Source organism: Micromonospora sp. NPDC002296, assembly GCF_040296145.1.
In the GTDB taxonomy this organism is placed as follows: domain Bacteria; phylum Actinomycetota; class Actinomycetes; order Mycobacteriales; family Micromonosporaceae; genus Micromonospora.
Genome location: NZ_JBEOWQ010000018.1, coordinates 58,287 through 70,173, shown reverse-complemented (window position 1 = coordinate 70,173; position 11,887 = coordinate 58,287). Strand labels below are relative to the sequence as shown.

The 11,887-nt window shown below is 75.3% G+C and carries 10 protein-coding genes; 3 read left to right on the top strand and 7 right to left on the bottom strand.

Translation table 11 applies throughout. From position 1 onward, the window contains the following. Window positions 1–45 precede the first annotated feature (45 nt). The 3 genes from cobA to cobC are packed head-to-tail and all read right to left on the bottom strand — an operon-like array spanning window position 46 to window position 3,487. A complete protein-coding gene (gene cobA / locus ABT023_RS16530) occupies window positions 46–1,311 on the bottom strand; it encodes a uroporphyrinogen-III C-methyltransferase (RefSeq protein ID WP_350886171.1) in 1,266 nt (421 codons plus the stop codon). Then, a complete protein-coding gene (gene cobT, locus ABT023_RS16525; RefSeq protein WP_350886264.1) occupies window positions 1,308–2,405 on the bottom strand; it encodes a nicotinate-nucleotide--dimethylbenzimidazole phosphoribosyltransferase in 1,098 nt (365 codons plus the stop codon). Before cobT ends, cobA begins: the two co-directional genes overlap by 4 nt. Beyond that, on the bottom strand, window positions 2,405–3,487 hold the full coding sequence (gene cobC, locus ABT023_RS16520; protein WP_350886169.1) for an Rv2231c family histidinol phosphate aminotransferase CobC: 1,083 nt from the start codon (window positions 3,485–3,487) through the stop codon (window positions 2,405–2,407). The genes cobT and cobC overlap by 1 nt, the downstream gene beginning before the upstream one ends. Before the next feature lie 133 nt (window positions 3,488–3,620). Here cobC and ABT023_RS16515 point away from each other — a divergent pair, with 133 nt between their 5' ends. The 3 genes from ABT023_RS16515 (at window position 3,621) to ABT023_RS16505 (ending at window position 7,746) form a co-directional block, all read left to right on the top strand. Further along, a complete protein-coding gene (locus ABT023_RS16515; RefSeq protein WP_350886167.1) occupies window positions 3,621–5,753 on the top strand; it encodes a transglycosylase domain-containing protein in 2,133 nt (710 codons plus the stop codon). Between the two features lie 94 nt (window positions 5,754–5,847). After that, on the top strand, window positions 5,848–6,669 hold the full coding sequence (locus tag ABT023_RS16510) for an SURF1 family cytochrome oxidase biogenesis protein (RefSeq protein ID WP_502890688.1): 822 nt from the start codon (window positions 5,848–5,850) through the stop codon (window positions 6,667–6,669). Window positions 6,670–6,843: 174 nt separating this feature from the next. Continuing rightward, window positions 6,844–7,746: a ribosomal eL19 family protein gene (locus tag ABT023_RS16505; protein WP_350886165.1), complete on the top strand. Its 903-nt coding sequence runs from the start codon at window positions 6,844–6,846 to the stop codon at window positions 7,744–7,746. 71 nt (window positions 7,747–7,817) lie between these two features. Here ABT023_RS16505 and ABT023_RS16500 read toward each other — a convergent pair whose 3' ends face one another. From ABT023_RS16500 to ABT023_RS16485, 4 genes are all read right to left on the bottom strand, one after another. Beyond that, a complete protein-coding gene (locus ABT023_RS16500; RefSeq protein ID WP_350886163.1) occupies window positions 7,818–9,398 on the bottom strand; it encodes an ATP-dependent DNA ligase in 1,581 nt (526 codons plus the stop codon). Between the two features lie 132 nt (window positions 9,399–9,530). After that, window positions 9,531–9,737, bottom strand: a complete 207-nt coding sequence (locus tag ABT023_RS16495; protein WP_350886162.1) for a hypothetical protein — start codon at window positions 9,735–9,737, stop codon at window positions 9,531–9,533. 78 nt (window positions 9,738–9,815) lie between these two features. After that, entirely contained in the window at window positions 9,816–11,168 is a 1,353-nt protein-coding gene (locus tag ABT023_RS16490; protein ID WP_350886260.1) for a dipeptidase, read from the bottom strand. 36 nt (window positions 11,169–11,204) lie between these two features. Further along, a complete protein-coding gene (locus ABT023_RS16485; RefSeq protein ID WP_502890687.1) occupies window positions 11,205–11,849 on the bottom strand; it encodes a hypothetical protein in 645 nt (214 codons plus the stop codon). Between the last annotated feature and the right edge of the window lie 38 nt (window positions 11,850–11,887).

Genomic DNA, 11,887 nt, shown 5'->3' with positions numbered 1-11,887 from the left:
CGGGCACCGGGCGGTCCTGACGACGCGGGGCCGGCGGCGGCCGGCTCAGCCGTCGAGCGTGCCCACCACGTCGCCGACGACCACCACGGCCGGCGGCCGGAGCCCCGCCGCGACCACGTCGGCGGCCACCGCGCCGAGCGTCGACCGGAGGCTCCGCTGGCCGCCGGTCGTTCCCTCCTGCACGACGGCGGCCGGGGTCCGCGCGGGCCGGCCGTGGGCGATCAGGGCCTCGGTGATCGCGGCCAGGTTCTTCAGGCCCATCAGGATCACCAGCGTGCCGCGCAGCCCGGCGAGGGCCTCCCAGCGCACCAGGGAGGCCGGCGAGTCGGGCGCGACGTGCCCGGAGACCACGGTGAACTCGTGCGCCACCGCACGGTGGGTGACCGGGATGCCGGCCGCCGCGGGGGCGGCGATCGAGCTGGTCACCCCGGGGACCACGGTCACCGGCACCCCGGCCGCCGCGCAGGCCAGCAGCTCCTCGCCGCCCCGACCGAAGACGTACGGGTCGCCGCCCTTGAGCCGGACCACGAACGCGCCGGCCAGCGCCCGGTCGACGATGATGCGGTTGATCTCCTCCTGGGCCCGGGACGGCCCGTACGGGATCTTCGAGGCGTCCACCAGCTCGACGTCGGAACGGAGCTCGTCCAGCAGCAGCCCGGGCACCAGCCGGTCGGCGACCACCACGTCGGCCTCGGTCAACAGCCGCCACCCCTTCACGGTGATCAGCTCCGGGTCGCCCGGCCCGGCCCCGACCAGCGCCACCCGTCCAGCGGCCGGCCCGCCCCCCTCGACCGCCCCGCCCCGCCGAGGGGCACCGGCAGGGGCCCCCTGCGCCACCGGGGCCGTCGCCCCGGGGGACCGGCCGGCGCTCAGCAGGACGCGGACGGCGTCGCGGACCGACATGGCCCGAAGGGGATCGCCGCCGCCGAGGACGGCGACGGTGACCGGGCCGTGCCGGGTGACGGCGGGGGTCCAGGCGGTGGCGGCGACCCGGTCGTCGGCGCGGACGCAGAAGATCCGGCGCTCGGCGGCGGCCTCGCTGACCGCCGCCGCGGCAACCGGGTCGTCGATCGCGGCCTGGACCAGCCAGGCGCCGTCCAGGTCGCCGGGGGCGAAGCGGCGCGGCTCCCAGCGCAGCCGGCCGGCGTCGACATGTGCGCGCAGGGCCGGGGTCAGCTCAGGCGAGACCAGCAGGACGTCCGCGCCCGCGTCGAGCAGCGCAGGCATCCGCCGGGTGGCCACCACTCCCCCGCCCACCACGACCACCCGCCGGCCGGCCAGCCGCAGCCCGAGCGGGTACGGGCTGCTCATTTCTCGGCCACCCCGGCAGAGTCGAAGGTGGCCACCTCGTGCAGCACCCGGACCGCGCCGGTGACCACCGGCAGGGCGAGCAGCGCGCCGGTTCCCTCGCCGAGGCGCAGCCCGAGGTCGATCAGCGGATCGAGCCCGAGGTGGCGCAGCGCGGCCGTGGCGCCCGGCTCGGCCGAGCGGTGCCCGGCGACCATCGCGCCCACGGCGTCCGGGGCGAACGCGGCGGCGACGAGCGCGGCGCTGACCGCGATCACCCCGTCGAGCAGCACCGGCACCCGGCGGGCGGCGGCACCGAGGATCAGCCCGGCCAGGGCGGCGTGCTCCAGCCCTCCGACGGCGGCGAGCACGCCGAGCGGGTCGGCCGGATCGGGGGCGTGCCGGGCCAGCGCCGCCCGGACCACGCCGATCTTCCGGGCGTACGTCGGGTCGTCCACCCCGGTGCCCCGGCCCGTCACCTCGGCCGGGTCGACGCCGGTGAACGCGGCGACCAGCGCGGCGGCCGGGGTGGTGTTGCCGATGCCCATGTCCCCGGTGAGCAGGATGCCCGCCCCGGCATCGATCAGCTCGCGGGCGATCCGGATGCCGGTCTCCACGGCGGCGCGGGCCTCGTCACGGGTCAGCGCCGCGGTGACGGCGAGGTCCCGGGTGCCGGGGCGCACGTTCGCCGCCACGAGCCGGGGCGCGGCGGAGTTCGCCCCGCCGCAGGGGGGCGCGACGCCGGCCGGCGGGGCGGGCGGCAGCGGGGTGGCCACGCCGACGTCGATCACGGTGACCGAGGCGCCAGCCTGCCGGGCGAACGCGTTGACCACCGCCCCGCCGGCCAGGAAGTTGCCGATCATCTGCGCGGTGACCTCCTGCGGCCAGGGGGTCACCCCCTGGGCGTGCACACCGTGGTCGCCCGCGAAGATCGCCACGGCGGCCGGCTCGGGCAGCGGCGGGGGGCAGGCGGCGGCCAGGCCGGCGAGCCGGACGGAGAGTTCCTCCAGGGCACCGAGCGAGCCGGCCGGCTTGGTCAGCCGGCCGTGCAGCTCCCCGGCGGCGACCATCGCCGGCTCGTCGAGCGGCCGGATCGCCGCGATCGTGGACTCGAGCATCATGCCTCCAGGATCTCCGCCAGTACCTCGGTGAACGCGTCGATGGTGGCCCGGTCGCGCACGGCCACCCGCAGCCAGTCGGGGCCGAGGCCGGGGAAGGTGTCGCCCCGGCGTACCGCCCAGCCGCGCTCGCGCAGGCGCTGCCGCACCCCGGCCGCGCCGGGCAGGTGGACCAGCACGAACGCGCTGGCCGGGCGGCCCGCGACGCGTACCCCGGGCAGGGCCGACAGGCGGGCGGCCAGGTGGTCGCGGTCGGCGGTCAGCCCGGCGGCGATCGCGCGCTCGGCCGCGACGGCGGCCGGGGACGCGCAGGCGGTGGCGGCGGCGAGCGCCGGGGTGGAGACCGCCCAGAGCGGCTGCGCCGCGGCCAGCCGGGCCAGCAGGGCGGCGTCGCCGAGCAGGTAGCCGATCCGCAGCCCGGCGAGCCCCCAGGTCTTGGTGAGGCTGCGCACCACGACCAGGCCGGGCAGGTCCCGGCGGGCGGCCAGGGACTCCGGCTCCCCCGGCACGCCGGGGGCGGCGGTGGTGTCGGCGAACGCCTCGTCGACGACGAGGACGCGACCGGGGCGGGCCAGCGCGGCGAGGTCGGCGGCCGGGTGCAGCACGGAGGTCGGGTTGGTCGGGTTGCCGATCATGACGAGGTCGGCGTCGTCCGGCACCCGGGCGGGGTCGAGCCGGAAGTCCTCGGCGGGATCGAGCAGCACCCGCTCGACGTCGTGCCCGGCGGCCCGCAGCGCGGCCTCCGGCTCGGTGAACTGGGGATGCACGACCACCGGCCGGCGCACCCCGGTCAGGGCCCTGGCGAGCAGCACGAACCCCTCGGCCGCCCCGGCGGTGAGCAGTACCTCCTCCGGGGGACGCCCGTGCCGGCCGGCGACGGCCGCGCGCGCGACCCGGTTGTCCGGGTACGCGGCCAGGTCGCCCAGCGCGGCGATGATCGGCTCGGCCAGCCAGTCCGGCATCGGGGCCCGCCGCACGTTGACCGCGAGGTCGACCAGGCCGTCGCCGACCTCGGCGTCCCCGTGGTGGCCGAGGTCCGGCTCATCCCGGGTGGGGGTCGTCGAAGCCGGCTGAGCACGCATGTCCGCGATCCTGCCGGGAAGCCGCCGTGCGGGACAGCGCATCCCGGGGTGGGCCGCGTCACCACCCGCCGGCCCGCCTTCCCGTTTATGAGTTTTTCTCATTTCCGAATCGGAAATGTCATAGCTTGACCCTGTGAGCAACCGACCCCTTGCTGGCGCTGGTCGTCTCGTCCCTCTCCTACGTGCCGGGCTGATCGCGGGCATCGTGATCGCCGGGGCCCTCTATCCGCTGGCCGCCCTCACCGGGCTCGGCGCCAAGGCCACCGCGCACGCCGTGGAACAGAAGACGGACATCCTGCGCACCGCGCTGCCCGCCGAGACCTCCTACCTGTACGCGCCCGACGGCAGGACCGTGCTGACGATGTTCTACGAGGAGTACCGGCGCTACACCAAGCTGTCGGACATGTCCCCGAACATCCAGCAGGCCATCGTGGCCGCCGAGGACAGCCGCTTCTACCAGCACCACGGCGTCGACCCGAAGGGCGTGGCCCGGGCCTTCGTGGCCAACTCCCGCTCCGGCGGGGTGTCCCAGGGCGCGTCGACCCTGACCATGCAGTTCGTCCGGATGGCCCTGCGCGACAGCGCCCGGACCCCGAAGGAGGTCCAGGAGGCCACCCAGCAGACCAGCCTGCGCAAGGTCAAGGAGATGCGGATGGCCCTGGACGTGGAGAAGGAGCTGAGCAAGGAGGAGATCCTGGAGCGCTACCTGAACTCCGCGTACTTCGGTCACCGGGCGTACGGCATCTACGCCGCCGCGCAGATCTTCTTCTCCAAGACGCCGGCCACCCTCACCCAGGCCGAGGCGGCCACCCTCGCCGGACTGGTCAAGTCCCCGTCGGAGTACGACCCCGTCACCTCCGACCAGAAGGACGCCACCGGGCGGCGCAACTACGTGCTCGACCGGATGACCCAGCTCGGTTACCTCTCGTCGAACGCCGCGACGGCGGCGAAGGCCGAGCCGATCCGGCTACAGCTGACCGACCCGCCGAACGACTGCGCCTCGCTGCCCGAGAAGTACAACAGCTGGGGCTTCGCCTGCGACTACCTGAAGAACTGGTGGAGCGCGCAGCCGGCGTTCGGCGCGAACCGGCTGGAACGGATGGACAAGCTGCGCCGGGGCGGCTACCGGATCGTGCTCAGCATCGACCCGAAGATGCAGGCGGCGGCCGAGAACAACGTCGGGGCCAAGGACAGCACCGGCAGCCCGTTCGCCAACGGCATCGTGCTCGCCGAGCCGGGGACCGGGCGGGTGAAGGCGATGGCGGTGAACCGGAACTACTCGCTGGACGTCAGCGAGAACGGGGTCAGCTCGAACCCGGAGGCCGGCCCGAAGGTGAAGGCTAACTACCCGAACACGGTGGCCCCGCTGCTCGGCGGCGGCGACCTGCCCGGGTACCAGGCCGGTTCGACGTTCAAGATGTTCCCGATGCTGGCCGCGCTCAACGCCGGCATGCCGCTGTCCACCGCGTACGACTCGCCGTACAGGTACCAGTCGGCGATCTATGACGGCTGGGCGCCGTCCAACGCCAGCGGCGCCATGACGGGTCGACAGACCATGTGGTCCGGCTTCGGCAAGTCGGTGAACACGTACTTCGTCCAACTGGAGGAGAAGGTCGGGGCGGACGCGGCGGTCCGGCTCGCCGAGCAGCTCGGGCTGCGTTGGCGCACCGACGTCGACCGGGAGCAGGCTTCGCCCGGCAAGGCGAAGAAGTGGGGCGCGTTCACCCTGGGCGTCTCCGACGCCACGCCGCTGGAGATGTCGAACGCCTACGCCGCGATAGCCGCGGACGGCCGGTACTGCGAGGCGATGCCGGTGCAGTCGATCAGCAACCGGGACGGCAACCCGACGACGTACACCACGGTCGGCGGGATCACGCGGGAGGTCGCCAAGCCGCGCTGCCGGCAGGTGGTCAACGCGGACGCCGCCCGGGCCGCCACCGACGCCGCCCGCTGCCCGACCGGGGACACCCCGGCGAAGGGCGGCTGCGGGGGCTGGTCGACGGCGGACAGCGTGCGGGGCACCGTGGGGCGGCCGGTGGCCGGCAAGACCGGCACCACGGACAGCACCCGGGCGGCCTGGTTCGTCGGATACACCCCGGAACTGGCGGCGGCGAGCTTCATCGCCGACCCGGACAACCCGTTCAACGCGGTGGGCGACGGCCAGTCCCAGATCCCGGTCAACGCGGTCGCCCAGACCCTCCGCGACGCCCTCAAGGGCCAACCCACCCGCCAGTTCACCCCACCATCCGACGCGATAGTCGGCTGACCCGGCGGCGGGCGGGCCGCGCCCGGGTGGGCTGCCGCGGGCGTGATGGGCTGCCGCGGACCAGTGGTGGCCGTCATACGGGTAGCCTCGACCCGTGTACCGGTTCCTCCTGACGCCACGCTGGCTGGGCATCCTCGCACTGACCATGGTCGCTGCGGCCGTGATGGTGATGCTCGGCAACTGGCAGATGGACCGGTACCAGGGCCGGACGGCGATCAACGAGCGGATCGACGCCGGCGAGCGGATGGCCCCGACGCCGCTGCGGGACGCCGTGCCCGAGCCGAGCGGGGGCGCCGGCACCGTCGGCCCGGCCCCCGCCGACGAGGCCACCTGGACCCGGGTGACCGCGACCGGCCGGTACGACACTGCGAACATCGTGCTGGTGCGCGGCCGGACGGTCGACAACCGGGTCGGCTTCGAGGTGGTCACCCCGCTGATCCTCGCCGACGGTACGGCCGTGCTCGTCGACCAGGGCTGGGTGCCGCCTGCGCCCGGTGGGGCCATGGCCCAGCCGCAGCTTCCCCCGGTGCCCCAGGGCGAGGTGACCGTGGTGGGTCGGGTGCACCCGACCGAGAGCGGCGGCGGGGCCGTCGACCGGCGCGCGGGCCGGCTGGAGACCCGCCGGATCGCCGTCCCCCGGCTGGCCGGCAAGCTGCCGTACCCGGTGCACGGCGCGTACGTCCTGCTGGACGAGCAGACGCCGGCCGCCGACCCGCTGTTCCGGGCGGTGCCGATCGGGCACACCAACAACTGGCAGAACCTCGGGTACGTGGTGCAGTGGTGGCTGTTCGCCGTCATGACGCTCTTCGGCTACGGCTGGGTGGCCCGGCGGGAGGCCCGCCGGATGGCTGGGCTGGACGAGCCGCGCAAGCCGCTCGACCGCGCCGCCGAGCCCACGCCCACCACCCCGGCCTGACGCCTGCTGGAGCGGGCGACCCGGTGTTGTCGACAGCACCGGCCCGCGAGCGCGGGACGACGCGATGTCGACGATTCGGAGTGATGTCCGACCGGCTACCGTACGGTCGGCGGGCCCGCGACCCGGCAGAACGTTGTAGTGTCCGCGGGTGATCAACTCCCGTGGGGGGTCACGGTGACCCCTGATCCCACGCCACCCCCGCCCCCGGAGCCGCCGCCCCCGGGCCACCCGTCGGAGCCGGTGACGGCGACACACCCGTCGACCGATCCCTGGGCGGTCACGCCCCGGGCGACGACGTACTCGACCCCACCGGCAGGGTTCCCGGCCACGGCCGACCCGTTCGCCGCTCCCCCGCCGGCCGCGTTGCCCGCCACCCGACCGTTCACCGCCGCGTCGGGCGACCAGGTCCCGGCAGCCCCGCACTCGCCGCCGCCCGCCCAGCACTCCGCACCGCCGAACCCGTACTCGGTGCCTCCGGACCCGTACTCGGTGCCTCCGGCTCAGTACTCGGCACCACCGAACCCGTACTCCGCGCCGGCAAACCCGTACTCGGCATCACCGGACCCGTACTCCGCGCCGCTGGACCCGTACTCGGCGCCGCCGAACCCGTACTCGGCACCGCCGGACCCCTACTCCGCGCCGCCGGTCGCCGGCCGGCCGGGGCCACACCCGCCCGTGATGGCACCGACGACCGCGGCCCCGGGCGGCCCGCAGTACGCGACGCCGTCCGCCGTGGCGGTGCAGATCGGCGAGATCATGGTCACGCCGCCGGAGATCCGTACGCCCGCGGGCGTGCTGCCCCTGGCCGGGGCGCAGTGGCACGTCGCCGACTACTGGCAGAGGGAGGAGAAGATCGCCCCCTGGGCGATCGTCTGCGCCGTCCTCGGGTTCTTCTGCCTCACCATCTTCAGCCTGCTCTTCCTGCTGATCAAGGAGACCCGGCACCACGGCACCGTGCAGGTCACGGTCACCAGCGGGTCCCGGCAGTACGTGGCCCGCATCCCCGTCACCGACCAGGGCCAGGTCATGCACGTCAACAACCAGGTCAACTACGCCCGGTCCCTGTCGATGGGCTGAACCCCGACGCCGCCGCCCCGGGGCCTCCGTCGCCCGACAGCGCCCGGTCGACGGGGTGGCCCCGGGGTCGGTCAGGGGCGGCGGCCGGCGTGGATGGCCCGGACCGAGTCGATCGTGTCCGCCTCGGCGGCGGTCTTGTCGCTGCGGTAACGGACCACACGGGCGAAGCGCAGCGCCATCCCGCCCGGGTAGCGGGAGCTGGCCTGCACGCCGTCGAAGGCGATCTCCACGACCTGCTCGGGGCGGACGCGGACCACCCAGTCGCCCCGCTCCACGGCGAGGGCGAGGAACCGCTCGGTCTGCCAGCGCAGCACCTCGTCGGTGAGCCCTTTGAACGTCTTGCCGAGCATGACGAACTCGCCGCTGCCCGGGTCCCGCGCGCCGAGGTGCAGGTTCGACAGCCACCCGCTGCGCCGGCCGCTGCCCCATTCCACCGCGAGCACCACCAGGTCGAGGGTGTGCCGGGGTTTCACCTTCACCCAGGCCGCGCCGCGCCGCCCGGCGTCGTAGGGGGCGTCGAGGGACTTGACCACCACCCCCTCCTGGCCGGCGTCCAGGGCGGCGGCGAAGGCCGTCCCGGCCGCCTCCGGGCCGTCGACCTCCACCCGCCCGACCAGCAACGTCGGGTCGACGGCCCCGGCCAGCGCCGCCCACCGCTCCCGGCCGGGCCGGTCGACCAGATCCTCCCCGTCGAGGTGCAGCAGGTCGAAGAAGTACGGCGTCAGCACCGCCTCGCCGGTGGTCCCGGCGGCGGCGAGGACCGCCGGCGCGACCGGGACGGGGCCGGTGTTGCTCGGCGTGGTGCGGCGGGCGGCCCGGCTGGACGTCTGCTGGAACGGCAGCGGCCGGCCGGTGGCGTCCAGCCCGATCGCCTCGCCGTCGAGCACCAACTGCCGGGCGGGCAGCGCCCGGACGGCGGCGACCACCTCGGGCACCCGGGCGGTGATCTCGTCCAGGCTGCGGGTGAAGACGGCGATGTCGGAGCCGGCGCGGTGCACCTGGATGCGGATGCCGTCGAGCTTCACGTCGACCACGGCGGGGACGCCGGTCGCGGCCAGCGCCTCGTCGACCGAGGGGGCGCTCTGCGCCAGCATCGGGGCGAGCGGGCGGCCGACCTGGAGCCCGAAGTCGGCCAGCGCCACGGCACCGCCGCGCAGGGCGGCCACCGCGACCGCGCGCAGGTCACCGGCGAGCAGCAGGGCCCGGCGGACGGCGCCGATCGGCACGTCGGCTGCTCGGGCGACCGCGTCGGCGAGCAGCCCGGCCTGGGCGCCCTGGCGCAGCTCGCCGCTGAACAACCCGCGCAGCATGCGCTGCTCGTCGGCGGTGGCCGCGGCGAAGAGCGCGTCGAGCAACGCCCGGCGCCGGGCCTGGGAGCCGGGGCCGCGCACCGCCGCGATCTCGTCGACGGCGGCGTCGACCGCGACGACGGTCAGGGTCGGCTCGGCGGCCGGCGGAGGCAGGTCGCGCAGGCCGGCCCAGCCGACACCGGTCTGGCGTTGTCGCAACTCGCCGGCGAGCCAGCCCGCCCCCGCCGGGACCTCGGCCGGGTCGAGCGCCCTCAGGGCGGCGGCGAGCAGGTCCACCTTGGCCCGCCGGCCGCTGGTGGCACCCACGGCGGCGGAGGTGGCCGCCAGGTCGAGGAACCGCACGCTCCCATCCTGCCAGCCACCCCCGACACCGCTGGGGATACGCGGCGGCGGCCGGAAGTTGCCGCTTCCGGCCGCCCAGCCGCCCCCCGACGCCGGGCCGCTCCCCCCAGACCAGCCCGGCGACGACCTTGATCAGGCCGGAACGGGCTCCTCGATGCGCAGGCCACGGGCGCGCACCTCGTCGGCGACCCGGGAGAGCACCGCGTCGAGCGCGACCAGGGCGGTGGAGAGATCACCGATCCGTTCCTTGAGCGTGTCCTCGGGCCACGCGGAGACGTCGATGTCCCCCAGAGCGCTGACGGCGGCCTCGAGCCGGGCCATCACCTCGTTCGTACTCATGTTCGAAACGCTATAACAGCCCAGCTCCCGACACGCCGAGAACCACCGCGCCGAACCGGGGCGTTACCGTTTCGTCACCTAACTCCGGTTCGTGCCGGCAGCGGCCACCTTGGCCAGCAGCAACGCCTCGGCCCCGCAGACCCGGGCGAACTCGCCGAGGTGCAGGCTCTCGTTCGGCCCGTGCGCCCGGGATTGCGGGTCCTCGACGCCGGTCACCAGGATCGCGGCCTGCGGGAACATCTCCTGGAAGGTGGCGATGAACGGGATCGAGCCGCCGATGCCGATGTCCACCGGCTCGGTGCCGTCCCAGGCGGTCCGGAAGGCGTCCCGCGCCGCGTCGAACATCGGCCCGGACGCGTCGATGACGCACGGATCGCCGTCGTGCTCGAACGTCACCGTCACCTGGGCACCCCACGGCGCGTGCTTCGCGAGGTGCTCCTTCAGCGCCTCGTACGCCCGCTTCGGGTCGCCGCCCGGTGCCAGCCGTACGCTCAGCTTGGCCTTTGCCGCCGGGACCAGGGCGTTCGGGGCCCCACCGGTGGCCGGCGCGTCGATGCCGAGCACGGCGAGCGCCGGCTTGGTCCACAGCCGGTCGGTGAGCCGACCGGTGCCGATGAACGACACCCCCTCGGCCAGCCCGGCCTCGGCCCGGAACCGGTCCTGCGGGTAGTCGACGGTCGCGCCCTCGCGCCCGGTCAACCCGACGACGGCCACGTCACCGGCGTCGTCGTGCAGGGTGGCCAGCAGCCGGGCCAGCGCGGTCAGCGCGTCCGGCACCGCGCCGCCGAACATGCCGCTGTGCACGGCGTGGTCCAGGGTGCGGACCTCGACGAAGCAGTTGACGATGCCGCGCAGCGAGGTGGTCAGCGCCGGCACGCCGATGTCCCAGTTACCGGAGTCGGCGATCACGATCACGTCCGAGGCGAGCTCGTCGCGGTGCTCGGCGAGCAGCCGCTCCAGCGAGTCCGAGCCGTACTCCTCCTCGCCCTCGATGAACAGCACCACGCCGACCGGGAGCCGGTCGCCGAACGCGCGCAACGCCGCGACGTGCGCCATGATTCCCGCCTTGTCGTCGGCGGCGCCCCGCCCGTACAGGCGGCCGTCGCGCTCGACGGGCTCGAACGGGTCGGACTCCCACAGCGACAGGTCGCCGACCGGCTGCACGTCGTGATGGGCGTAGAGCAGCACGGTCGGCGCGCCGGGCGGGGCGGCCCTCGTCCCGATCACCGCCGGCTGCCCGCCCGAGCGCACGATCCGCACGTCGAGGCCGCAGCCGCGCAGCAGCTCCGCCACGGCTTCGGCCGAGCGTTCCAGGTGCGAGTGGTCGAAGCCCTCGAAGGCGACGCCGGGAATACGGACGAGTCGTTCCAGGTCTGCGCGGACGCCGGGCAGTTCCCGCTCGACGGCGGCCCGCACCTCGGCGTCGGACATGATCGGTGATGTCATGACCGGCATCGTATGCCGGCCTTACCTCCGCCGACCGCCCCCGGCCGGCAGGCGGACGTACTCCCGGTCGGGATCGTGCGGCACCGCCGGGGCGCCGTCGACGATCAGGTCCACCGCGTCGGCCGTGGCGTCGGCGGCGAAGTGCGCCCGCTCGCCGGCGTGCCAGCGGCGCAGCTCCGGCAGGATCCCCGGCCCGTCCCGGGCCACCGCCCGGGTCAGCCGCAGCTCGTCGGGCGCGACGACCAGGACCGACAGCGCCAGCTCGGGCCGGACCGCGGCCCGCGCCGAGCTGACCCCCTCGACGAGCACCACGGGGGCGGGCGGCACCGGCACCTCGCGGGGCAGGAAGGACCGGCGTACCCAGCTGTACCGCTGGTACCCGCCCGGCCGGCCGGCGCGCAGCGGCGCGAGCACCCGCGCCTCCAGCCGGGGCCAGAAGGTGAGCTGGTCGTCCCAGCCGTCGAGCAGGTCGTCGGTGTGCACCACCGGCGGTCGCCCGCCGCCGGGCAGCGCGGCGAGGGCGTCCGCGAGGCGCGCGGCGAAGACGCTCTTCCCCGCGCCGCTGCGCCCGTCGACCGCCACCAGTCGGGTACGCCCCAACCGCGCCGGCCCGGCCAGCACCCGCCGGCCCAGTTCGGCGTACGTCTCGACGACCGCAACCACCACGGGCCCGACGCTAGCGGTCCGGGGCGCCCCGCCCACGG

Excerpts from the sequence above, each read along its gene's own strand:
- cobT (WP_350886264.1), bottom strand. The coding sequence starts at position 2,405 with ATGCTCGAGTCCACGATCGCGGCGATCCGGCCGCTCGACGAGCCGGCG.
- cobC (WP_350886169.1), bottom strand. The coding sequence starts at position 3,487 with ATGCGTGCTCAGCCGGCTTCGACGACCCCCACCCGGGATGAGCCGGAC.
- ABT023_RS16495 (WP_350886162.1), bottom strand. The coding sequence starts at position 9,737 with ATGAGTACGAACGAGGTGATGGCCCGGCTCGAGGCCGCCGTCAGCGCT.
- cobA (WP_350886171.1), bottom strand. The coding sequence starts at position 1,311 with ATGAGCAGCCCGTACCCGCTCGGGCTGCGGCTGGCCGGCCGGCGGGTG.
- ABT023_RS16490 (WP_350886260.1), bottom strand. The coding sequence starts at position 11,168 with ATGTCCGACGCCGAGGTGCGGGCCGCCGTCGAGCGGGAACTGCCCGGC.